The organism is Luteimonas sp. Soil_N_1 (genome assembly GCF_057656255.1).
In genome coordinates this window covers 255,377-277,631 of record NZ_JBDGKS010000002.1, presented here as the reverse complement: position 1 = coordinate 277,631, position 22,255 = coordinate 255,377, and the positions used below count along the sequence as shown (strand labels likewise).

The window sequence follows — 22,255 nt, the reverse complement described above, 5'->3', positions numbered from 1 at the left end:
TGCGCCGCGGTGGCTACGCCACCGCGTATGTGCCGTCATCGAGTGGCAACGCCGCCAGCGCGGGCAGGTGCGGCTCCGGCAGCACCTCGGCCACGCGCTCGCGCACGCGCGATGCGTAGCCGGGTTTGGTGAAGGCGGGCAGGCCGGCGATCGCCTCGAGGATCGCCGACACGGTCGCCGCCTCGTCGCTGCAGCCGAGCAGACGCGCACGCAGTACCAGTGCCGCCGGCGCGCGCTGCAGTTCCAGCATTCCCTGCACGTAGATGCGCGCCGCGCTCAGCGAACGGCGTCGCGTCGTGGCGGTCTGCATGTCCGCAGGCGGCGGGGCGACGACGGTGGCCGTCTGCACCGCGCCGGTCTCGATGCCTTCGAGATAGCCGGCATCCTGCAACTGCAGCAGCAGCGACGGCGTGTCCGCGCCCAGCAGGCGAGCGAGTTCGCGTGTCGAGCGGTGCCCGTCACACAGGATCAGCGCGCGGCGCTGCCGCAGGTCCAGTGCCGCACTGTGGTGGGCGAGGGTATGGCGGGCGAGTTCGGTCTTGCGGGCGGGCACGGACGGCGACTTCCTGCGGCAGGCGTGCAGCATGGGAAGCGGCGATGAAACGACCATGACAGCGGGGGGCACCTGGTGTTCACGCCGACGCGCTAGGCTCGCACCGAACCCAACTACGGAGTTGCCGCATGAATCTGCAACGTGCCCTGCCTGCTGTCGCCGTGCTCGTGCTCGCCCTGTCGGCCTGCAATCGCGAAGCGCCACCCGCCGAGCCGTTGCCGGCGTCATCCGGTCCGGCCCTGCCGGCCGATCCGGCCGTGCCTGCGCATGACCAGCCTGCCGAGGACGTCCCGCCGGCGACCGCCATGGGCAGCAACGTGCCGCAGGTGGTCGATGGCGTGGTGACCTTCCAGGGCTTCGGTCCGGCGGCCTTCGGCAGCGACGCCGAGCAGGTACGCATGGCCTGGGGCAACGATCTGGGCGATGCGACACCGTCCGAGCCGGGTGGCTGCTATTACCTGACGCCGCCGCGCATGGGCAGCACCGATTACGACATCGGTTTCATGGTCGAAGGCGACCGCTTCTCGCGCATCGATGTCGGCAACGACGGCTACACCGCGCCGGGTGGCGGCAAGGTCGGCATGACGCGCGCGGAGATCGAGGGCCTGTACACCGGCCGCGTCGAGGCATCCCCGCACAAGTACGTCGAAGGCGCCCACACGCTGCGCGTTGCCGATGCGGACGGCGGCACATCGGCGCTGGTGTTCGAGACGGATGCGGACGGCAAGGTCACCGGATGGCGGATCGGTGTGCCGCCGCAGGTCGACTACGTCGAGCGCTGCGGCTGATCCGCAGGTGACACCCGGGGCCGCAGGTGCGGCCCCGGCTCAGTCGCGTTCGGGCGGCGCGGGATCTTCGCGGTCGACGACCTGCTGGCCGGCATCGGGCGTGCGGCCGGGATGCGGAGGCCGATCGTCCATCAGCGACAGCGCCGCACGCGACATCAGGTGCGCGCTGATCGGCGCGGTCAGGAACAGGAACACCGTGATCAGGATTTCGCGCGGGTGCACGCCGCTGCCGTTGACCGCGTGGTAGACGATCGACGCGACCAGGATGCAGCCCACGCCCAGGGTGCTGGCCTTCGCCGGCCCATGCACGCGCTGGAAGAAGTCGCGCAGCTTGAGCAGCGCGATGGCGCCGAGCAGGGTGAAGAAGCAGCCCACGACGAGCAGGAACGCGAGGATGGCATCGAGGACGGTGCTCATTCGACGATGTCCCGGCGGATGACGTATTTGCTCAGGACCACCGTGCCCACGAAGCCGAGCATCGCGATGACCAGCGCGGCCTCGAAGTAGATCTCGGTGTTCAACAGCATCCCGAACAGGATGAGCTGGGCGATGGAGCTGACGTAGAGCGTGTCCAGCGCCAGGATGCGGTCCGGGGCGGTGGGGCCACGCAGCAGCCGCCACAGCGACAGCAGCATGGCGATGCCGACCAGGTGCATGCCGACGATGATCGCGATCGTGATCATGGGAATACCTCGCGCAACGGTGCCTCGTAGCGATGCTTGATCTCGGCGACGAGCGCCTGCGGATCATCGGTGCTGAGGCAGTGGATCAGCAGGTGCTTGCGGTCCTCCGACAGTTCGGCGGAGACGGTGCCCGGCGTCAGCGTGATCACGCTGGTCAACGCCGAGATGCCGTGGATGTTGGTCAGGTCCAGCGGGATCCACACGAACTGCGAGTGCAGTTTGTGGTTCGGACCGAGCACCTGCTTGGCCACCGTCAGATTGGCGACCAGGATGTCCCACAGCAGGCGCCCCACAAGCGTGCCGATGCCGCGCAGCCGGCCCAGTTGCGCGAACTCGCGCTCCAGGCGTGCGGCCAGCTGCGGCATCAGCCAGGCCAGGATCAGGGCCATGACGATGTTGCCGGGGCTGTAGTCCTCGGCCATCAGCAGCCAGAACACGAAGACAGTCACGCTCTGCGGAATGGACGGCAGGAAGCGACGCATGAAGGGCTGGACGTGGCGTTTCATCGCGAGGGCTCCCGGATGACGGGGGTTTCGCCGATGACGCGTTCGATCATCTCCGACGGGGCCAGCAACTGGGCGGCGGTCGCTTCGGTGTAGCGCAGCATGGGACCGGCGAACACCGTCATCACGATGCAGTAGCCCAGCAGCAGCATCGTGGCGCCGAGTTCGGCCCGGCGCAGCGGCGGCGCCTCGACGCCCTCCGGTACCGGGTCGACACGCCAGAACAACCGCGTGCCGCTGCGTGACAGGCCGATGACCGCCATCAGGCTGCTGCCCAGCACCGCTGCCCAGATCCAGCCGATGACATCTTCGGGCACGGAGTTGAGCAGCTGCAGCTTGCCGATGAAGCCTGACAGCGGCGGCAGTCCGGTGACGGTGATCGCGGCGATCAGGAACAGCATCGCGGGCACCGTCTTGCCCGGCATCGATGCGATCGGCATCAGATAGTCGCCGGTGCCGCCGCGATGGCGCTGGATGATGTCGGCCAGCAGGAACAGCGACGCGGTGACGAACACGCTCTGCGGCAGGTAGTACAGGCCGGCCGAGATCGCGCCGGCGTTGCCGAGCGAGAACGACACGAACAGCGTGCCCGCCGACAGCAGCACGAGATAGGCGACGCCGATCCGCAACCGCGGCGCGCCGACCACGCCGAGCGCGGCCAGCACCATCGTCGCCGCGCCCGCCGGCAGCAGCCACGGCCAGGCGAAATCGGCCAGCAGGCCGGCCTCGCTGCCGAACACCAGCGTGTAGATGCGCAGCACCGCGTACAGACCGACCTTGGTCATGATGGTGAACAGTGCGGCGACCGCGGCCGGCGCACGCGCATAGGCTTCCGGCAGCCACAGATACAGCGGCAGCAGTGCGGCCTTCGCGCAGAACACCAGCAGCAGCAGGCCGGCGCCGGCGCGTACCAGCAGTGCCTGGTCCGGTCCGAGTGCGGCCACACGCACCGCCATCTCGGCCATGTTGAGCGTGCCGAGCATGCCGTAGAGCAGACCCAGCGCGAGCAGGAACACGGTCGATGCGGCGATGTTGAACACCACGTAGTGCATGCCGGCCTTGATGCGTGCGCCGCGCGCGCCGCTGAGCAGCAGGCCGTACGAGGCGATGAGCATCACCTCGAAGAACACGAAGAGGTTGAACACGTCGCCGGTCAGGAATGCACCGTTGAGGCCGGCGAGCTGCACCTGGAACAGCGCGTGGAAGTGCAGGGCGCGCTTGTCCCAGCCGGCGCATGCGTAGAGCAGGCACGGAATCGCCAGCAGCGTGGTGGTCATGACCATCATCGCCGAGAGACGGTCGACGACGAGCGCGATGCCCAGACGTGCCGGCCAGTCGCCGAGCAGATACACCAGGGTGTCGCCGGCCAGCACTTCGCGCATCAGCGCGATGCTGACCACCAGCAACGCCGCCATGCCGATCCAGGCCCACAGGCGCAGCACGGAGGCGCGGTGCGTGCGTTCGAGCAGCAGCAGGATCGCGCCGGTGACCAGCGGTACCAGAACAGGGGCAACCGCGATGTGGTTCATCGGCGACCTCCGCGCTGCTCTTCATCGGGCTCTTCGCCGTCGACGTGGTCGGTGTGCAGATCCGAGTGCTCGCGCATCGCGATGACGACGGTCACCGCGGTCATCGCGAAGGCGATGACGATCGCCGTGAGCACCAGCGCCTGCGGCAGCGGGTCGGTGTAGTTGACCAGGGTTTCGGCCAGGCCGTCCTTGAGCACCGGCGGCTTGCCGATGACCGGACGGCCGGACGAGAAGATCAGCAGGTTGGTCGCGTACGACAGCAGCGTCAGCCCGAGGATCACATCGAAGGTGCGTGCGCGCAGCAGCAGGTAGATACCCGAAGCGGCGAGTACGCCGATGGCGGAAGCGATTGCGAGTTCCATCAGTGCGCCTCCTCTGCGGCCTGGCGTTGTCGGACCGTGCCCATCGTGGAGAGCATCAGCAGGGTGCCGGCGAAGACGACCACGTAGACGCCGGTATCGAACACGAGTGCGCTGGCGAGCGGCAGCAGGCCGATCAGCGGCAGCTCCACATCCAGATGACCGCTGGTCAGGAACGGCACGTCGAACCACCAGGAGCCGACGCCGCCGATCACCGCCAGCAGCAGGCCGACGCCGATGCCGCGCAGATAGTCGAAGCCGAACGTCGCCTCCACTGCGCGCGCGCCCTGCAGCACGTACTTCACCAGCACCGGCACCGCGAACACGAGGCCGGCGATGAAGCCGCCGCCGGGTGCGTTGTGACCGCGCAGGAACAGGTAGATCGACACGGTCAGCACCAGCGGGAACAGCAGCTGGGTGAGGTCGGCCGCGATCGGCAGCTGCACCGGCGGACCGGGCATCACCTCGTCCGGCTTGAGTCGTGCCCAGCGCAGCATCGCGTGCACCACCAGCGCGGCGGTGCCGAACACGGTGATCTCGCCGAAGGTATCGAAGCCGCGGAAGTCGACCAGGATCACGTTGACCACGTTGCGGCCGTAGGCCTCGGGCAGCGAACGCACCAGCAGCTCGTTGGAAATCGTATCGACGGGCGACAGCATCATCGCGTACGCCAGTGCGGCGAGGCCGCCGCCGGCGACGATCGAGATGCCGATGTCGCGGAACTTGCGCAGCGGCCGGCGTGTGCTCTTCGACTGCTTGGGCAGATAGTTCAGTGCCATCATCATCAGCGCGATGGTCACCATCTCGACCAGTAGCTGGGTCAGCGCCAGATCGGGCGCGGAGAGGTAAACGAACATCAGGCTGACCGCGAGGCCGACACCACCGATCACGATCAGCGCGGTCAGGCGCTTGCCGTGCACGACGACCGTGCCGATCGAGGCGCCCACGATCACCGCCCAGATCATCCAGCCCATCGGCGGCAGCGGGCGCGGGCCCGGTGCATTGGCGACCAGTTCGGCGAAGTTGCCCAGCAGCGGCCAGCCGGCCAGCAGCAGCGCGACCAGCAGCAGGCCGAACAGGCTGCGCTGCAGGCTGCCGTTGGCGACGCGCGCGGTGAAGGCACGGGCCAGCGAGAACAGCCGTTCGAGATTGACGTGGAAGAAGTTGCGGCCGGTCGAACTGGTGACCACTGCATGGAAATCGAGCAGCCGGCGCAGGCCGAAGTAGAGCGCCACGCCCAGCACCACGCTGGCCACGCTCATCATCAGCGGCAGGTTGATGCCGTGCCACACCGACAGGCTGAATTCCGGCGTCGCATCGCCCAGGGTGCCGCGCACCATCGTCTCGAGCAGCGGGCCGATGGTCAGCGCCGGCACGATGCCGATCACGACACACAGCACCACCAGCACGCCGACCGGGATCCGCATCCAGCGCGGCGGTTCGTGCGGCACCACGTCGAGCGCGCGCGGGCCGCGGCCGAAGAACGTGTCGTGCACGAAGCGCAGGCTGTAGGCGATGCCGAAGATGCCGGCCAGCAGCGCGGCGATGCTGATCACCAGACGCATCGTGCCGTGGCCGCCGATCTCCAGCGCTTCGGCGAAGAACATTTCCTTCGACAGGAAGCCGTTGAGCAGCGGGATGCCGGCCATCGCCAGCGACGCGACGATCGCCAGCGCGCTGGTCATCGGCATCAGGCGTCTGAGATTGCCGAGCCGGCGCATGTCGCGCGTGCCGCACTCGTGGTCGATGATGCCCGCCGCCATGAACAGCGACGCCTTGAACATCGCGTGGTTCAGGGTGTGGAACAGCGCGGCGACCACCGCCATTTCGGTCGACAGACCGAACAGCAGGGTGATCAGGCCGAGGTGGGAGATCGTCGAATACGCCAGTAGTCCCTTGAGATCGTGCTGGAAGATCGCGAACCACGCGCCGATCAGCAGCGTGGTCGCACCGACACCGCTGACCACGTAGAAGAACAGGTCCGTGCCGGCCAGCGCCGGGTGCAGGCGCGCCAGCAGGAAGATGCCGGCTTTCACCATCGTCGCCGAGTGCAGGTAGGCCGACACGGGGGTCGGCGCAGCCATCGCGTGCGGCAGCCAGAAGTGGAACGGGAACTGCGCGCTCTTGGTGAAGATGCCCAGCAGCACCAGGCCCAGCGCCCACGGGTACAGATGGCTCGCGCGGATCAGATCGCCGGAGGCCAGCACCACGTCGAGGTCGTAGCTGCCGACGATGCGGCCGATCAGCAGCACGCCGCCGAGCAGCGCCAGACCACCCATGCCGGTGATCGTCAGCGCCATGCGTGCGCCCTGGCGTGCGTCCTGGCGGTGCGACCAGAAGCCGATCAGCAGGAACGAGCTGATCGAGGTCAGCTCCCAGAACACCGCGAGCAGCAGCAGGTTGCCGGCGATGACCATGCCGAGCATCGCGCCCATGAAGAGCAGCAGATAGGTGAAGAACCGTCGCGGACTGTCCTTGGCCGACAGGTAGTAGTGGCCGTAGAGCACGACCAGCGCGCCGATGCCCAGCACCATCAACGCGAACGTCCAGGCCAGCCCGTCCATGCGCAGGCTGAAATCCAGCCCGGCCTCGGGAATCCAGGCGTACTGTGTCTTGAGGATGGTCCCGTCGAACACGTCGCCGGCCAGCAGCGCCAGCACGGCCAGGCCCAACAGCGGCGCAAGACCGGCGAGCCACGCGGACGTGCGGCGCGATGCATTCGCGGACAGCGCCACGGCAAGCGCCAGCACGAAGGGCAGGGCCAAGAGAAGTTCGAGCATCGGGCTCCTTGTGGAGGCGGGTCGACCAGGTGGACGACGGGTCGCGCAAGGGCCGACCAGTTTAACCGAACCCCGTGCACGGTGCGTCGTCGCGGCTCGATATGCTATGTCCCATGCGCTCGAGTACCGCCGCCACGTCATCCCCTGCACGCCATGCCCTGGTCTTCGGTGCCAGCGGCGCGATCGGTGCCGCGTTGACGGAGCGTCTGCTCGAAGCGGGCTGGACACTCGACGCACTGTCACGCACGCCGCGTCCCGCTGGAGCGCAGCTGCGCTGGCACGTCGGACACTTCGCCGCGATGCCGGACACCTTGCCGGCGCGGGTCGATGCGATCTTCAGCTGCGGCCCGCTGGACCAGTTCTCGCTGTGGTACGCCGAGGCCTCGATCGAATGTCCGCGCGTCGTCGCCTTCGGCTCGACCAGCGACGCGACCAAGCAGGCGGCCAGCGATCCGGGCGAGCGCGAACTGGCGATGCGCCTGCGCACGTCGGGGGAGCGCGTGTTCGCGGCGGCGCAGGCGCGTGACGCTGCAGCGACCCTGCTGCGGCCGACGCTGGTCTACGGCAGCGGACGCGATCGCAACCTCAGTCTGATCGTCGCGTTGGCGCGGCGTAGCGGCGTGTTCGTGTTGCCGGCCGATGCGCGCGGCAGGCGTCAGCCGGTACACGTCGAGGATCTCGCGGCGGCGGCGCAGGCCGTGGTCGATGCGCCCGCGGCGTACGGCCATGCCTTCGCGTTGCCGGGCGGGGAGACCCTCGACTACCGCACGATGGTCGCGCGCACGCTGGCCTGCCTGCAGCCCGCGCCGCGCCTGCTGGTGCTGCCGGGTCCGCTGTTCGATGCGGCGCTGTGGGCGGCGCACCGCGCCGGTCGCCTGCAGGGCCTGCCGCCGGGTGCGGTGACGCGCATGCGCGAAGATCTGGTGTTCGATGCCGCGCCTGCGCAGGCGGCGTTCGGCTATGCGCCGCGCGAGTTCCGCCCGGAGCCTGCAATGTTCGGCGTCGACTGACGCGCGCCGTCGCGTCCGGATCGGATCACGGCCCTGCCATCGGTTCCTCGACCAGCTTGCGCGACTTCTGCAACGCGCGCAGTGCGATCACCAGCACGCCGCCGAGCACCATCGCGCCACCGATCCACAGCCGCGGGCCCGGCCGGTCGCCCCAGAACGCGACGCCCAGACCGATCGCCATCACCGGTACCAGCAGCAGCCACGGCGTGACCATCGCGACCGGGTAGCGCTGCATCAGCACGTAGTACAGGCCGTGGCCGAGCAGCGAGGACACGAACGCCGCGTAGACCGCGCCGCCCCAGCCGGCGAAGCCGGCGTTGCCGAGCTGGTCGAAACCGCCGGGCTCGAACACCAGGCTGATCGCCAGCAGCGGCAGCACGCTGAAGACCGCGGTCCAGCCCTGCATGTTCCACATGTCGACATTGCGCAGGCGCTTCATCAGCACCGTGCCGATCGCGAGCATCGCAGCCGATGCCAGCATGGTCAGCAGCGCGGCCGGGTTGGCCAGCACCACCGGATCGAAGCCCAGCACCAGCACGCCGCAGAAGCTCACGCCGATCGCCAGACCCGTGCGCCAGGCGAACCGCTCGCCCAGCACCGCCCAGGCCAGCAGGGCGGTCATCGGGATGTAGCTCTGCATGACGATCGCCGGCGACGACAGATCGGTCGACAGCCGCAGCGCGAGAAAACTCAGGCCGAAATGCGCCACGCCGATACACAGGCACACCGCAATCAGGCGTGGCCATTGGCCGGGCGCGGGCGGACGCAGCAGCCACACCAGCGGCAGCGCCAGCATTGCGAAGCGCACCGCGGTGAAGAGAAACGGGGGAATCTCGCGCAGCGCATTGGCCGAGACGAGGAAGTTCAGCGCCCAGGCGATACAGACGACGAGAACCAGAACGAGATCGCGGGGCGACACGGGCGATGCACCAGCGTGGCGCGACAGGATCGCACGTGCGGCGCCTCAGTACGTCAGATGCAGGCGCCGGTAGAGCTTGGACAGCACCCAGGCCGGGCCGACCAGCAGATAGCGCAGGTCGGTGAAGAAGCTCGGCTTGCGGCCTTCGAACAGTTTGCTGTGGCCGACGAACTGTGCGACCCACGCGACCGCGAACACGCCCAGCGCCAGCCAGAAGAGGAACGGCGTGCCGAAATCGCGCTGCAGCCACCAGGTCAGCGCCGACATCGCCACGAACACCAGCAGCATGCCCAGACCGATGGCACGCGAGGCGCGGTAATAGAACATCCACGCCCCGAACATCGCCAGGCCCGCCCACAACCCCGGCTTGAAAAATGTGCCGGTGGGAATGCACCACAGCAGCGCGATCACGCTCCACAGGATCGCCGGCACGGCGAACACGTGGATCCACTGGTTGGTGTCGTCGCGATGGTCGGCCGAATAACTGGCGAACCAGCGGTCGATGGGGCGGTCTGTGGTTGCGTGCATCGGCGCTCTCCCGGGCGTGTGCAGGTGCGAGAGGAGCATACGCCCGGCGGTGCTCGTGATGCTCCCTCCACTTTTGCACTTGCCGCTGCTGTGTTGCGGCAATGACAAGTCGGCGGGCCCCACAGACCCGAAGGGCGGGGCATCAATGGGCGGCGCCCTACGGGTCTGCAGGCTGTGCGGACACGTTATTGCACAGAAAGATCAAACGCGTGGTATCGCCGCATGTCTGTCTTCCGCACGCCGAGCGAATAGGCGAGCCGCCGAATGACGGGCGAGCCGCCGACTTTCTTTGCGACCGTCCGTCCTTCTTCGGCCGTCCGTAGGAGGAACGAAATCACACAGAGGCGAGGCGCTCCGTCAGTCGATCGAAATATCCGCCAGCTTCTGCAGCGCTTCGGCGTACCGGGCGCGGGTGCGCTCGATGACTTCGGCCGGCAGCGTCGGGCCGGGCGCGGTCTTGTCCCAGTCGGTGGTTTCCAGATAGTCGCGCACGATCTGCTTGTCGTAGCTCGGCGGGCTGGTGCCCACTTCGTACGCATCGGCCGGCCAGTAGCGCGAGGAATCCGGGGTCAGCACTTCGTCCATGACGTAGAGACGACCGTCGGCATCGGTGCCGAACTCGAACTTGGTGTCGGCCAGGATGATGCCGCGCTCGGCGGCATACGCGGCGGCGAACGTGTACAGCCGCAGCGTGGCCTCGCGCACCTGTTCGGCGAGATCGGCGCCGATGATGCGGACCATTGTGTCGAAATCGATGTTCTCGTCGTGGTCGCCGACGGCGGCCTTGGTCGACGGGGTGAAGATCGGCTGGGGCAGGCGTTCGGCCTGGCGCAGGCCGTCGGGCAGAGCGATGCCGCTGACGCGACCCGTGCGCTGGTAATCCTTCCAGCCGCTGCCGATCAGATAGCCGCGCGCGATTGCCTCGACCGGCACCGGCTTGAGCTTCTTCGTCACCACCGCGCGCTTGGCGTACAGCGCCGGGTCGACGCCTGCGGGCAACACGCTGGCGACATCGATGCCGGTCAGGTGATTGGGCATCAGCGCGGCGGTCTGTTCGAACCAGAAATTGCTGATCTGGCAGAGCATCTCGCCCTTGCCGGGAATCGGATCGGGTAGCACCACGTCGAACGCGCTCAGGCGATCGGTCGCGACGATCAGCAGACGCTCGTCGCCGAGGTCGAACACGTCGCGGACCTTGCCGCGGTGACGCAGGTGGAGGCCGGGGAGGTTCGCTTCGAGAAGAGTCGTCGACACGGTTGACATTTCCGGGTGGATCGCGAGCGGCCGGCAAGTGTAGTGCGAACCGCAGCGCCTTGCAGTGAGTCGCGACCACCGGCATCACGACGGCCGGCTACACTGTCGGACATGCAACGCTGGTATGGAAAATTGCTGGGCTTCATCGCCGGATGGCTGCTGCTGCGCCACCCGGCCGGCGGCGTGATCGGCGCGATCATCGGCCACGCCTTCGATGCCGGCTGGCTCGCGCCGCGGCGTTACAAGGACCACAAGGTGTTCGGTCTGGGGCCGGAGGCGACACGCGAAGAGATCGACCAGGCGTATCGCAGGCTGATCTCGCAGTACCACCCGGATCGCGTCGCCGGCGCCGCACCCGAACTGCGCGCCCAGGCCGAGGCCCGCGCCGCCGAACTCAATGCTGCCTACGACCGGTTGCGTCGGGGCCGCGACGGTCGCAAGACGCGCCGCTGACGCTGCTGCCGGATGCGTGACGTCCGGAGCAGACAATGTCCGTGAAACACTTGCACGCCGGGTCCGCGTGTCCCGCGCATGATCTCCGCCATTGCGTCGTCCGCGGCCGATCTCCGGACGCTGCCCGGACGGTCGATGCCGGAATGACGGGGTCGCTTCATCCACCGATACCCGCACAAGCAGAAGCCGGCTTGCGCCGGCTTCTGGCCACGCGATCACGCTGGCTGGATCAGAAGCGCCAGTTGACCGTGGCGCGGGCGGCGCCGTACTCGAAGTCCTTGTCGCTGCGGCGCATGTCGGTACCGGCACGGTTGACGATCAGGAAGGGGTTGGTCGCAGGCGCGGTGCCCGGACCGGTGCGCACGCGCTGGTCGTCGGCTTCCAGGCTCGTGAACAGGTATTCCAGACCGACCGACACGTTGTCGCCCAGCTTGCGCTCGTAGCCAACACCGGCCTGCCAGCCGAAGCCGGTGGTGTCGCCATTGGTGGTGAACGAGTTGGCGGCGTTGCTGGTGGTGAACTCGTTGTCGAGCTTGGCATGCGCCATACCACCCGTCAGGTAGATCAGGTTCGCCGAGTCGGCGCCGAAGGCCCAGCCCGAACGCAGGCGCAGGGCTGCGATGCGATCGACCTTGCGGAACATCGTGTAGTAGGCCGGCGTGGTGCTGAACGAGCTCACGGCGTCACGGACGTCGTTCGCGCCGTATTCGCCGACGACACCGAACACCCAGCTGCCCATCTGCCAGTCGTAACCGCCGCGCACGCCGTAATCGGCACCGCCACGGTTCTTGGTGCAGCCTGCAGCAGGCGTCGAGCCCTGGGCGGCGCCATTGCAGGAGCCGGGCGAGAACGCGTCGGCGCCAGCGGCGGTGCGCACCGTGTCGCCGTACACGCGGTCGAGATTGGTGTCGAAGATGAAGCGGTCGGTGCTGCTGTCTTCGGGGCTGTCCACCACACCGCCGTACAGGCCGACGTAACCGCCGGTCCAGGTGTCGTCGGTGGACTGGGCAAATGCAGCGCCGGTGCTGGCGGCGAGCAGGGCGATGCTGGCGGATGCGGCGTGGATCATCTTCATTGGGGTAGCTCTCCATTCTTGTTTTTGCCGGCCGAACTGCGTCGGCGCGGTGCGGGGCACGGTCGCCGGGGATGCGGCCGCGCGAGAGAGATACGCAGGCATGCGTGATGGGGGATGCATGGACGTGTCGAAAAAATGAATGAATGGGCGTCACGGATTCAGGCGGACGACTGGATGCAGAGCATGAGCTGCCGGGCTGCGGCTGCACCGGCGCATTAGAATGGTGCGCTGCGGCCTGCAGGCCGTTGTCCGCCCCAGACCTGGAACCGCATATGCAGCCCGCCGTTATCGCACCCTCGATCCTGTCCGCGAATTTCGCCCGCCTCGGTGAGGAGGTCGACAACGTGCTCGCCGCCGGTACGGACTGGGTGCACTTCGACGTGATGGACAACCATTACGTGCCGAACCTGACGATCGGCCCGATGATCTGCGAAGCCCTGCGCAAGCACGGCGTGACCGCGCCGATCGACGTGCATCTGATGGTCGAGCCGGTGGATCGCATCGTCCCCGACTTCGCCAAGGCCGGCGCGTCGCTGATCAGCTTCCATCCCGAAGCCAGCCGCCACGTGCACCGCACGATCCAGCTGATCAAGGCCGAAGGCTGCCAGGCGGGCCTCGTGCTCAATCCGGCGACGCCGATCGAAGTGCTGGACTACGTGCTCGAGGATCTCGACATGGTGCTGCTGATGTCGGTCAATCCCGGCTTCGGCGGCCAGGCCTTCATTCCGTCGACGCTCGGCAAGCTGCGCCAGGTGCGCGCGCGCATCGACGCACTCGGTAAGCCGATCCGGCTCGAGATCGACGGCGGGGTGAAGCCCGACAACATCGGCGAGATCGCCGCGGCAGGCGCCGACACCTTCGTCGCCGGCTCGGCGATCTTCGGCAAGCCGGACTACCGCGCCGTGGTCGACGCGATGCGCGCCGAAATCGCACGCGCGACTTCGCTGCGCGCGTGAGCGCGGACGTCGTCACCTGCGACCTCTGCGACGCACACCCCGATGCGGTGCGCGTGCTCGATCTGCCGCTGCGCGATTTCGGCGGGCGTGTCGCCTTCGCCGGCATCGTCAGCACGGTGCTCGCGCTGGAGGACAACTCGCGCGTGCGCGATGCAGTGGCGGAAGCCGGCGCGGGCCGCGTGCTGGTGATCGACGGCGGCGGCTCGACGCGCCGCTCGATGCTCGGCGACCTGCTGGCCGAACAGGCGGTCGCCAACGGCTGGGCGGGTGTCGTGGTACATGGCGCGATCCGCGACAGCATCGCGATCGGCCAGCTGGATCTTGGCGTCAAGGCGCTGGGCACGGTGCCGCTGAAGACCGAGAAGCGCGGGCAGGGCGTGCGCGATGTCCCGGTGACCTTCGGCGGCGTGACGATCCGGCCCGGCGACTGGCTGGCCGCCGACGCGGATGGCGTGGTGCTGGCGGATCGAGCGCTGGCCTGAGCAGCGCACAGAAAGAAGGCCGCATCCTGCGATGCGGCCTCCGGAAATTTGGAGGCTGATCCTGCCTCCGCCAGTCGTCCCTGCTATGGACTTCCATGCTCCGGGTCATCCATGACGGGGTGATGACAGCGGGCGTGAGGGCCGGTTAACGGTGGCGGCCCCGGCATCGGCTACGCTCCGCGCCACTCCCGCCCCCGCACGACATCTCCGCATGCCCGCACCGCACTGGCGCCTGATCCTCAATGGCAAATCCGCGGGTGACGAGGCCGTGCGCACGGCAGTCGCCGCCGTCCGCGCGCGCGGCGTCCATGTCGACGTCCGGGTGACCTGGGAGGCCGGCGATGCCGAACGTTATGCCGCCGAGGCGCTGGCCGAACCGGTCGACACGATCATCGCCGCCGGTGGCGACGGCACTCTCAACGCCGTGGTCTCGGTGCTGGCCGCGCAGTCCGCTGATGCCGATGCGCTGCCGTCGCTGGCGTTGCTGCCACTCGGCACCGCCAACGATTTCGCGACGGCCGCCGAAGTGCCCGTGCTGCCGGAAGACGCACTGGCCCTGGCGCTCGACCGGCCGGCCGTGCCGATCGACGTGCTGCGCATCGAGACCGATGACGGCGTGCACTGGTGCGCGAACCTCGGGTCCGGCGGCTTCGGCACGCAGGTGACCGTGGAAACACATGCCGGCCTGAAGAAGGTGCTCGGCGGCCTGGCGTATTTCATCACCGGACTGTCGCGCATCGGCCGCATCGAACCGCTGGAAGCGCGCATCACCGGTCCGGATTTCGCCTGGGCGGGCGGCTTCATCGCGCTGGGCATCGGCAACGGTCGCCAGGCCGGTGGCGGGCAGGCGCTCTGCCCGGATGCCTGCATCGACGATGGCCTGATCGACGTCACCATCGTCCCGGAGCTCGAAGGCGAACTCGTCAACACGCTGCGCACCGCGCTGACCGAGGGCAAGGTTGCCGCGCTCGACCAGGTGGCCGTGCGCACGCAGCTGACCGAGCTGGTCGTCGAGTCCGATACGCCCCTGGTGCTCAACCTCGACGGCGAGCCCGCGCGCGCGCGGCGCTTCGCGATCACCTGCCAGCCCGGACGCCTGCGGCTGCACCTGCCGAAAGACTGTCCGCTGCTCGTCGCGTCGCCGCACCCGACCGTCTGAGGCTGTCGCGCGTTCGCGGCCGAGCCGCTACAGTAGCTGCCATGCACGCGTCTGCCCTCCCGCATTTCCGTTTGCTCGACGCCGGCTGGCGATGGTGGCGTACTGCCTCCGTTGCCCCCGTTCGTCCGACTGTCCAGGAAATGCCGCGTGATCACGCACACCGAGTTCCAGCACTACGCCGCTGAAGGCCACACCCACGTACCGGTGGTCCGCGAGGTCCTGAGCGATCTCGATACGCCGCTCTCGGTCTACCTCAAACTCGCCGACGGCCCGCATACCTATCTGTTCGAATCGGTGGAAGGCGGCGAACGCTTCGGCCGCTATTCGATCATCGGTCTGCCCGCCGAACGCGTGTATGCGTTCCATGGCCACACGCTGACGGTGCGCGAGCACGGCGAGGTGATCGAGACGCGCGAGGTCGAAGATCCGTTCGCCGAAGTCGAGCGCCTGCGCACCGCGCATTCGGTGCCGCAGATCGAAGGCTTGCCGGGTTTCACCGGCGGTCTGGTCGGCTGGTTCGGCTTCGAATGCATCGAGTACATCGAACCGCGTCTGCGCAGCGGCCAAAGTGCCGACGTGCGCGACGAGCTCGGTACGCCCGACATCCTGCTGATGCTGAGCACCGAGGTCGCGGTGTTCGACAATCTCAAGGGCCGCCTGTATCTCGTGGTTCACGCCGACACGCGTGAACCGCAGGCCTGGCTGCGCGCGAACCGCCGTCTCGATGCGCTGACGCATCGCCTGCGTCAGGGCGGCGCCGGGTATCCGGAAACGCTGCAGCCGGCCGCGCTCGACGAGTCCGATTTCGTGTCCGGCTTCACCCGCGAGGGCTTCATCGAGGCCGTCGCGAAGACCAAGGAATTCATCGCCGCTGGCGACGCCTTTCAGGTCGTGCTGTCGCAGCGCATGTCGGTGCCGTTCCAGGCGCGACCGGTCGACGTCTATCGCGCGCTGCGCGCGCTGAATCCGTCGCCCTACATGTATTTCCTCGATGTCGGCGGCACCCAGGTCGTGGGTTCGTCGCCGGAAATCCTGGTGCGTCTCAAGAACGGCGAAGTCACCGTGCGCCCGATCGCCGGCACGCGTCCGCGTGGCGAGACGCCGGCGCAGGACCAGGCGCTGGAGGCCGAACTGCTGGCCGATCCCAAGGAGCGCGCCGAGCATCTGATGCTGATCGACCTGGGCCGCAACGATGTCGGCCATGTGTCGAGCGCGGGCACGGTCGAGGTCGGCGAGCGCTTCGTCATCGAACGCTACAGCCACGTCATGCACATCGTCAGCGAAGTCACCGGCCGCCTGAAGGACGGGTTGAGCTATGCCGACGTGCTGCGCGCGACGTTCCCGGCCGGCACCGTCAGCGGCGCGCCGAAAGTACGCGCGCTGGAGATCATCCGCAGCCTCGAACCGGTCAAGCGCAATGTGTACTCGGGCGCGGTCGGTTACATCGGCTGGCACGGCGACGCCGACACCGCGATCGCGATCCGCACCGCGGTGATCCAGGACGGCCGCCTCTACGTGCAGGCCGGCGCCGGCATCGTCTACGACTCGGATCCGGAAATGGAATGGGCCGAGACCATGAACAAGGGTCGCGCATTGTTCCGCGCGGTCGCGCAGGCGGCGAAGGGACTGTGATACAGCGCGCCGATTCTTCCTTCAACGCCCGATCCGCCGGAACCGCACGATGCTGTTGATGATCGACAATTACGACAGCTTCACCTGGAACCTCGTGCAGTACCTGCAGACGCTGGGTGCCGAGGTACGGGTGGAGCGCAACGACGCCTTGACGGTCGATGCGATCGCGAAACTCGCGCCCGAGCGCATCGTGATTTCGCCCGGCCCATGCACACCGAACGAAGCGGGCGTGTCGCTGGAGATCATCGAGCGTCTTGGCGCGACGACGCCGATCCTCGGCGTGTGCCTCGGGCATCAGGGCATCGGTCAGGCCTATGGCGGCAAGGTGATCCGCGCGCAGCGGATCATGCACGGCAAGACGTCTGCGATCCGCCACGAAGGCCGGGGCGTGTTCGCAGGTCTGCCGGACGGCTACGAAGCGACGCGCTACCACTCGCTGGTCGTGGAGCAGTCGTCGTTGCCGGACTGTCTCGAAGTCACCGCGTGGACCGAAAACGCGGACGGCAGTGTCGAGGAGATCATGGGGCTGCGTCATCGCAGCCATCCTGTCGAAGGCGTGCAGTTCCATCCCGAGTCGATCCTGACCGAGCATGGGCATGCGCTGTTGAAGAACTTTCTCGATCGCTGATCGTGCGCTGCCGGACCGGGTAACCCCGGTGCGGCAGTCGCGACACGCGCCGCGTCACCGGCTGGAGTCCAGTCGCCGAATCACGAGTTCACTGTCATGCCGATCACGCCCCACGAAGCCCTGCAACGCACCATCGAGCACCGCGAGATCTTCCGCGACGAGATGGTCGAACTGATGCGCCAGATCATGCGCGGCGAAGTGTCGCCGCTGATGACGGCGGCGATCCTGTCCGGTCTGCGGGTCAAAAAGGAAACCGTCGACGAGATCGCCGGTGCGGCGCAGGTGATGCGCGAGTTCGCGCTGCCGGTGCCGGTCGCCGATGCGGATCGCGCGCATCTGGTCGACATCGTCGGCACCGGCGGTGATGGCGCGCACACGTTCAACATCTCGACGGCGAGCATGTTCGTCGTCGCCGCGGCCGGCGCGAAGGTGGCCAAGCACGGCAACCGCAGCGTGTCGTCGAAATCCGGCAGCGCCGACGTGCTCGAAGCGCTCGGCGCGCGCATCGATCTGCAGCCCGACGACGTCGCGCGCTGCATCGCGGCGACCGGCATCGGTTTCATGTTCGCGCCGGTGCATCACCCGGCGATGCAGGCGGTCGCGCCGGTGCGTCGCGAAATGGGCGTGCGCACGATCTTCAACATTCTCGGTCCGCTGACCAATCCCGCCGGTGCGCCGAACATCCTGATGGGCGTGTTCCATCCCGATCTCGTCGGCATCCAGGTGCGCGTGCTGCGCGAGCTCGGCGCGGAGCGCGCGCTGGTGGTCTGGGGCCGCGACGGCATGGACGAGATTTCGCTGGGCGCCGGCACGCTGGTCGGCGAGCTGCGAGACGGCGAGGTGCGCGAGTACGAGATCCACCCCGAGGACTTCGGCATCGCCATGGCGGCCAGCCGCAACCTGCGCGTGGAGAACGCCGACCAATCGAAGGCACTGGTGCGCCAGGCGCTCGACGGCACCGCCGGACTCGCCCAGGACATCGTCTGCCTCAACGCGGGCGCGGCGCTGTATGTGGCAGGCGTGGCGGATACGATCGCCGATGGCGTACGTCGCGCGCGCGCGGCGGTTGCCGACGGCAGTGCGCTGGCGCGGCTGCACGACTTCGTCGCAGCCACCCGCGCGGAGTGAGTGGCGGTCCGGCTGCGGCAGCTGCGGCACCGCCTGCGGTATCGTGGGCGGCCCTTCTGACCGGCGCGTGTTGCGCTGGCCCCCGGTGCCGATCTTGAACGACGTCCTGCAGCGCATCCTGGCGCGCAAACATGAAGAAGTCGCCGCGCGTCGCGCGGCGGTGCCGCTGGCCGAGATCGTCGCGCGGGCCGCTGCCGCGCCGCCGGTGCGCGGTTTCGCCGCCGCCATCGAGGCGAAGATCGCCTCGGGCCGGGCTGCGGTGATCGCCGAGATCAAGAAGGCCAGCCCGTCCAAGGGTGTGATCCGCCCGGATTTCCGTCCGGCCGAGATCGCCCGCAGCTACGCGGCCGGTGGTGCGGCATGCCTGTCGGTGCTGACCGACATCGATTTCTTCCAGGGCGACGATGCGTATCTCGTGCAGGCGCGGGCGGCCTGCACGCTGCCGGTGCTGCGCAAGGATTTCATCGTCGATCCGTGGCAGGTGCACGAGGCGCGCGCGCTCGGCGCGGACTGCGTGCTGCTGATCGCGGCCGCACTCGACGACCGGCAACTGGTGGAGCTGGCGGATCTGGCGATGTCGATCGATCTTGACGTGCTGGTCGAGGTGCACGACATCGACGAGCTCGAGCGCGCCCTGCAGGTGCCGGCGCCGCTGCTGGGCATCAACAACCGCAGCCTGCGCTCGTTCGAGGTCTCGCTCGACACCACGCTGTCGCTGCAGGGCGCGGTGCCGCGTGACCGCCGCCTGGTGACCGAGAGCGGCATCCACACGGTCGCCGATGTGCGGCGCATGCGCGAGGCCGGCATCGACGCGTTCCTCGTGGGCGAGGCCTTCATGCGTGAGCCCGATCCGGGCCAGGCGCTGCGGACGATGTTCGCGATGCCGGGTGCCAGCGCGCCCGTCGACGCGGTGCCGCGCGCCGACCTGTCGGCGATTGCGATTGCGGCGGCGACCACGCCTGCAGTCGCTGTCGTCGAAGCGCCGCGGGCCGACGCCGGCCAGCCGGTGGTCGCGCAGCTGCTCAAGGACACCACCGCCGATGAGACGGTGCGCACCGTGGTCTTCGATTTCGACCACACGCTGTATGACGGCGACTCGGGCACGCACCTGTTCCGCTGGCTGATCACCCGCAGCATCTGGCGCACGGCGCTGGCACTGATCGCCGCGCCGGTGCTCGGGCCGATGATCGCCTGGCTGCCGACACGCCGTTACGGCATCTCCGGCTTCGTCTGGATCGGCACGGTCGGCATGCACAGCCGTGGCCTGCTGGACCGCATGATCGACCGCTATGTGGCGCAGAACGCCGACACCATCCGCCCGAAGCTGCTGCCGATCGCGCTCGACGTGCTGCACGCGCATCTTGAAGCCGGCGACAACGTGGTGATCGCCACCGGCGCACCACCGGAACTCGCACGCGCGATCCTCGCATTCGTCGCGCACGAGACGGTGCCGGTGATCGGCACCGCGGTCGGGCCGAAATTCGGCGCGGTCACCGCGACCCGGCACTGCCACGCGGAAGAGAAGATGCGCATGCTGCGCGAGCGCGGCTACGTCGCGATCGACATCGCCTACTCTGATTCCTCGGCCGACCTGCCACTGCTCAAGGCGGCGAAGGCACCGGTGGTGGTCAACCCGAAGGCGGGCAACATCGACATGTTCCGCCGTGTGCTGCCGCCGGGGACGCCGGTGCTCAACTGGGGCTGCGCGGACCGCGCCGGTGATCCGGTCGCCGCCCTGGCGTCCTGATCCGTCTCAGTCCAGCAGCGATCGGCCGATCTGGTAGAGGCTGATCGCCATCACCAGCGTGCCGACCGCGAGCAGCACCCAGCGCTCGCGGACATGCCTGACGAACAGTGCCGCCAGCGGCGCGGCGATCATGCCGCCGACCAGCAGGCCGACGATCACGTCGAGATGCTGCAGGCCCATGGTCAGAAAGAACGTCACCGAGATCGACACGGTGACCAGGAATTCGGCCGCGTTGACGGTGCCGATCGTGGTGCGCGCCGTGCCGCCGCGGGCGAGCAGGGTGGACGTGGCCACCGGACCCCAGCCGCCACCGCCGGTGGCATCGAGCAGGCCGGCGAAGAAGCCCAGCAATGACACCCGCCGCACTTCCTTTTTCGGCAGCAGCCGGCCGGCCGCGCGCAGCAGGATCAGGATCGACAGGATCAGCAGGTAGGCGTAGATGAAGGGCCGGATCACATCGCCGGGCAACTGCGTCAACACGTAGGCGCCGATCGCGCCACCGACCATGCCGGGCAGGGCGAGCCGCAGGAACAGCCGCCTGTCGACGTTGCGCATCGCCAGATGCGAGGCGCCCGATGCGCCGGTGGTGAACACCTCGGCGGTATGCACGCTGGCGCTCACCGCGGCCGGCGGCACGCCCATGCCGAGCAGGACCGAGGACGACACCAGACCGAAGGCCATGCCCAGCGCACCGTCGATCAGTTGCGCGGCCAGTCCGACCAGCACGAAGAACAGGAACTGGTCACCGAATTCCATGCGGCAGGCTCCGAAGGCCCGCACAGTCTGCAGTGGATGCGTGACCGGGGCGTGTGGCCGCCGGCGGCGCGCGGGTCAGGCGTCGCCGAGCCGCTTGATGAATCGCAGGGTGCCGTCGGAGAAGCCGCAGGCCTTGTAGAACGCGTGCGCATCGGCGCGCTGCGAGCCGCTGACCAGTTCCAGTCGCGCGGCGCCGGCGAAGCGGGCACGGCGATCGGCTTCCTTGAGCAGTTCACGACCCAGGCCCTTGCCCTGCGAGTCGCTGGTCACCACGAGCGCGGTGATGCGGCAGGTCGTCGAGCCGAGCGGCAGGTAGTACATGAAGTCCAGGGCGATCAGCCCACAGACCCGGCCGCCGCTGCGTGCGACCACCAGGGCCTGCCGGTCGTTGGCAGTGATCAGCCGGATGCGCTCGCGCGCTTCGCTCTCGGTGCAGGGATAGCCCATTTCCGACAGCAGTGCGGCCACGTCGTCGGCATCGATCACCGACGCGCTGCGCAGATCGGCGTCGGGCAGGTCGCCGCGCGGGCCGAAATGACCGAGGCTCATGCGGACAGTCCTAGCGGGTTCCGAACAGCACGATGGTCTTGCCCCGCGCGGTCAGCTTGCCGTCCAGCTGCAGCTTCTTGAGTACGCGTCCGGCCATCTCGCGTGAGCAGCCGACGAGACGCGCCAGTTCCTGCCGGGAGATCCGCAGCTGGGTGCCCTGCGGATGGGTCATCGCTTCCGGCTCGCGTGTCAGGTCGTGCAGCGTGCGGACGATGCGGTCGGTGACGTCGAGGAATGCCAGCCGTCCCGCCTTGCGGCTCGTGTCGAGCAGGCGCCGCGAGAGCTGTGCGCCGATCGCATACATGATCGACGTCGCGTCGTTGGCCAGCACGCCATCGAACAGCTGGTACAGGCGCTCGTAGCTGATCTCGGCCAGATCGCACTGGGTGCGGGTGCGCAGGATCACCTCGCGCACGTCCGACTCGATGAACAGCCCCATTTCCCCGACCAGTTCACCCGGGCCGAAGTACCCGAGGATCAGCTCGCGGCCGTCCTCTTCCTCGGTGATGATGCTGACCGAGCCGCTGACCACGTAATAGAGCGTGCCTGCGGGATCTCCGGGACGGAACACCTCGCTGCGCGGCGGGTAACGACGACGATGGCAGTGCGCCAGGAAGCGCTCGATGGCCGCCGGTGTCGGCGCCATCGGGTGCGGTGGTCGGATATGGGGATTGATCAGGGCCACAGGCGTCGGGGTCATCGTTATCGGATCGGGGGATATGCCGCAGAGTAGGCCGTCTGTCTGCCCGGGGCAAACGAGCGCGGTCCGAAGGTCGCGGCGTGC

Annotated in this window: 24 protein-coding genes and 1 pseudogene; 11 read left to right on the top strand and 14 right to left on the bottom strand. The window is 68.2% G+C overall.

What is annotated here, in order from left to right; translation table 11 throughout:
• Positions 1-13: 13 nt before the first annotated feature.
• A complete protein-coding gene (locus tag AC3A4E_RS15030) occupies positions 14-553 on the bottom strand; it encodes a hypothetical protein (RefSeq protein WP_487632295.1) in 540 nt (179 codons plus the stop codon).
• A 128-nt stretch (positions 554-681) separates the two neighbouring features.
• Here AC3A4E_RS15030 and AC3A4E_RS15025 point away from each other — a divergent pair, with 128 nt between their 5' ends.
• Positions 682-1,341 (top strand): lectin, encoded by a 660-nt coding sequence (locus AC3A4E_RS15025; protein WP_487632294.1) that lies wholly within the window; start codon positions 682-684, stop codon positions 1,339-1,341.
• Between the two features lie 39 nt (positions 1,342-1,380).
• Here AC3A4E_RS15025 and AC3A4E_RS15020 read toward each other — a convergent pair whose 3' ends face one another.
• Genes AC3A4E_RS15020 through AC3A4E_RS14995 form a run of 6 tightly spaced genes read right to left on the bottom strand, consistent with a single transcriptional unit; the run spans position 1,381 to position 7,195 of the window.
• Positions 1,381-1,758, bottom strand: a complete 378-nt coding sequence (locus tag AC3A4E_RS15020; RefSeq protein ID WP_487632293.1) for a Na+/H+ antiporter subunit G — start codon at positions 1,756-1,758, stop codon at positions 1,381-1,383.
• Positions 1,755-2,024, bottom strand: a complete 270-nt coding sequence (locus AC3A4E_RS15015; RefSeq protein ID WP_487632292.1) for a K+/H+ antiporter subunit F — start codon at positions 2,022-2,024, stop codon at positions 1,755-1,757. Before AC3A4E_RS15015 ends, AC3A4E_RS15020 begins: the two co-directional genes overlap by 4 nt.
• Positions 2,021-2,530, bottom strand: a complete 510-nt coding sequence (locus tag AC3A4E_RS15010; RefSeq protein WP_487632291.1) for a Na+/H+ antiporter subunit E — start codon at positions 2,528-2,530, stop codon at positions 2,021-2,023. The genes AC3A4E_RS15015 and AC3A4E_RS15010 overlap by 4 nt, the downstream gene beginning before the upstream one ends.
• Complete coding sequence (locus AC3A4E_RS15005; RefSeq protein ID WP_487632290.1) at positions 2,527-4,056, bottom strand: monovalent cation/H+ antiporter subunit D; 1,530 nt, start codon at positions 4,054-4,056, stop codon at positions 2,527-2,529. Before AC3A4E_RS15005 ends, AC3A4E_RS15010 begins: the two co-directional genes overlap by 4 nt.
• Positions 4,053-4,418 carry a Na+/H+ antiporter subunit C gene (locus AC3A4E_RS15000; protein WP_487632289.1) on the bottom strand — a complete coding sequence of 122 codons (366 nt, stop codon included), beginning with the start codon at positions 4,416-4,418 and terminating at the stop codon, positions 4,053-4,055. Before AC3A4E_RS15000 ends, AC3A4E_RS15005 begins: the two co-directional genes overlap by 4 nt.
• Positions 4,418-7,195 carry a monovalent cation/H+ antiporter subunit A gene (locus tag AC3A4E_RS14995; RefSeq protein WP_487632288.1) on the bottom strand — a complete coding sequence of 926 codons (2,778 nt, stop codon included), beginning with the start codon at positions 7,193-7,195 and terminating at the stop codon, positions 4,418-4,420. The genes AC3A4E_RS15000 and AC3A4E_RS14995 overlap by 1 nt, the downstream gene beginning before the upstream one ends.
• A 113-nt stretch (positions 7,196-7,308) precedes the next feature.
• Here AC3A4E_RS14995 and AC3A4E_RS14990 point away from each other — a divergent pair, with 113 nt between their 5' ends.
• Positions 7,309-8,205 (top strand): SDR family oxidoreductase, encoded by an 897-nt coding sequence (locus tag AC3A4E_RS14990; RefSeq protein ID WP_487632287.1) that lies wholly within the window; start codon positions 7,309-7,311, stop codon positions 8,203-8,205.
• Between the two features lie 25 nt (positions 8,206-8,230).
• Here the strand turns inward: AC3A4E_RS14990 and AC3A4E_RS14985 are convergent, their stop codons facing one another.
• From AC3A4E_RS14985 to AC3A4E_RS14975, 3 genes are all read right to left on the bottom strand, one after another.
• The gene (locus AC3A4E_RS14985) at positions 8,231-9,124 is read right to left on the bottom strand and encodes a DMT family transporter (RefSeq protein WP_232137988.1); all 894 of its coding nucleotides are present in this window, start codon (positions 9,122-9,124) and stop codon (positions 8,231-8,233) included.
• Between the two features lie 45 nt (positions 9,125-9,169).
• The gene (locus tag AC3A4E_RS14980; RefSeq protein WP_487632286.1) at positions 9,170-9,652 is read right to left on the bottom strand and encodes an Mpo1 family 2-hydroxy fatty acid dioxygenase; all 483 of its coding nucleotides are present in this window, start codon (positions 9,650-9,652) and stop codon (positions 9,170-9,172) included.
• A 357-nt stretch (positions 9,653-10,009) separates the two neighbouring features.
• Entirely contained in the window at positions 10,010-10,906 is an 897-nt protein-coding gene (locus AC3A4E_RS14975; RefSeq protein WP_487632285.1) for a phosphoribosylaminoimidazolesuccinocarboxamide synthase, read from the bottom strand.
• Positions 10,907-11,017: 111 nt separating this feature from the next.
• Between AC3A4E_RS14975 and AC3A4E_RS14970 the strand changes: the two genes are divergently transcribed.
• Positions 11,018-11,359, top strand: a complete 342-nt coding sequence (locus tag AC3A4E_RS14970; protein ID WP_487632284.1) for a J domain-containing protein — start codon at positions 11,018-11,020, stop codon at positions 11,357-11,359.
• Between the two features lie 229 nt (positions 11,360-11,588).
• Here AC3A4E_RS14970 and AC3A4E_RS14965 read toward each other — a convergent pair whose 3' ends face one another.
• Entirely contained in the window at positions 11,589-12,434 is an 846-nt protein-coding gene (locus AC3A4E_RS14965; RefSeq protein WP_487632283.1) for an outer membrane protein, read from the bottom strand.
• Positions 12,435-12,706: 272 nt separating this feature from the next.
• Between AC3A4E_RS14965 and rpe the strand changes: the two genes are divergently transcribed.
• The 8 genes and pseudogenes from rpe (at position 12,707) to AC3A4E_RS14925 (ending at position 20,166) form a co-directional block, all read left to right on the top strand.
• The gene (rpe, locus tag AC3A4E_RS14960) at positions 12,707-13,390 is read left to right on the top strand and encodes a ribulose-phosphate 3-epimerase (protein ID WP_487632282.1); all 684 of its coding nucleotides are present in this window, start codon (positions 12,707-12,709) and stop codon (positions 13,388-13,390) included.
• Positions 13,387-13,872, top strand: a complete 486-nt coding sequence (rraA, locus tag AC3A4E_RS14955) for a ribonuclease E activity regulator RraA (protein WP_487632281.1) — start codon at positions 13,387-13,389, stop codon at positions 13,870-13,872. The genes rpe and rraA overlap by 4 nt, the downstream gene beginning before the upstream one ends.
• 211 nt (positions 13,873-14,083) lie before the next feature.
• Positions 14,084-15,031, top strand: a complete 948-nt coding sequence (yegS, locus tag AC3A4E_RS14950) for a lipid kinase YegS (protein WP_487632280.1) — start codon at positions 14,084-14,086, stop codon at positions 15,029-15,031.
• Positions 15,032-15,178: 147 nt separating this feature from the next.
• Positions 15,179-16,663 (top strand): anthranilate synthase component I, encoded by a 1,485-nt coding sequence (trpE, locus tag AC3A4E_RS14945; protein ID WP_487632279.1) that lies wholly within the window; start codon positions 15,179-15,181, stop codon positions 16,661-16,663.
• Positions 16,664-16,712: 49 nt separating this feature from the next.
• Entirely contained in the window at positions 16,713-17,291 is a 579-nt protein-coding gene (locus AC3A4E_RS14940) for an anthranilate synthase component II (protein ID WP_487632278.1), read from the top strand.
• 96 nt (positions 17,292-17,387) lie between these two features.
• Positions 17,388-18,419: an anthranilate phosphoribosyltransferase gene (gene trpD, locus AC3A4E_RS14935; protein WP_487632277.1), complete on the top strand. Its 1,032-nt coding sequence runs from the start codon at positions 17,388-17,390 to the stop codon at positions 18,417-18,419.
• Between the two features lie 94 nt (positions 18,420-18,513).
• A pseudogene (gene trpC, locus AC3A4E_RS14930) lies at positions 18,514-19,296 on the top strand (indole-3-glycerol phosphate synthase TrpC); the annotation flags it as partial.
• A gap of 141 nt (positions 19,297-19,437) precedes the next feature.
• Positions 19,438-20,166, top strand: a complete 729-nt coding sequence (locus AC3A4E_RS14925; protein ID WP_487632432.1) for a haloacid dehalogenase-like hydrolase — start codon at positions 19,438-19,440, stop codon at positions 20,164-20,166.
• Positions 20,167-20,172: 6 nt separating this feature from the next.
• Here the strand turns inward: AC3A4E_RS14925 and AC3A4E_RS14920 are convergent, their stop codons facing one another.
• From AC3A4E_RS14920 to crp, 3 genes are all read right to left on the bottom strand, one after another.
• A complete protein-coding gene (locus AC3A4E_RS14920; protein ID WP_487632276.1) occupies positions 20,173-20,922 on the bottom strand; it encodes a sulfite exporter TauE/SafE family protein in 750 nt (249 codons plus the stop codon).
• A gap of 75 nt (positions 20,923-20,997) precedes the next feature.
• On the bottom strand, positions 20,998-21,471 hold the full coding sequence (locus AC3A4E_RS14915) for a GNAT family N-acetyltransferase (RefSeq protein WP_487632275.1): 474 nt from the start codon (positions 21,469-21,471) through the stop codon (positions 20,998-21,000).
• A 10-nt stretch (positions 21,472-21,481) separates the two neighbouring features.
• Positions 21,482-22,117 (bottom strand): cAMP-activated global transcriptional regulator CRP, encoded by a 636-nt coding sequence (gene crp / locus AC3A4E_RS14910; RefSeq protein WP_487632431.1) that lies wholly within the window; start codon positions 22,115-22,117, stop codon positions 21,482-21,484.
• Positions 22,118-22,255 lie beyond the last annotated feature (138 nt).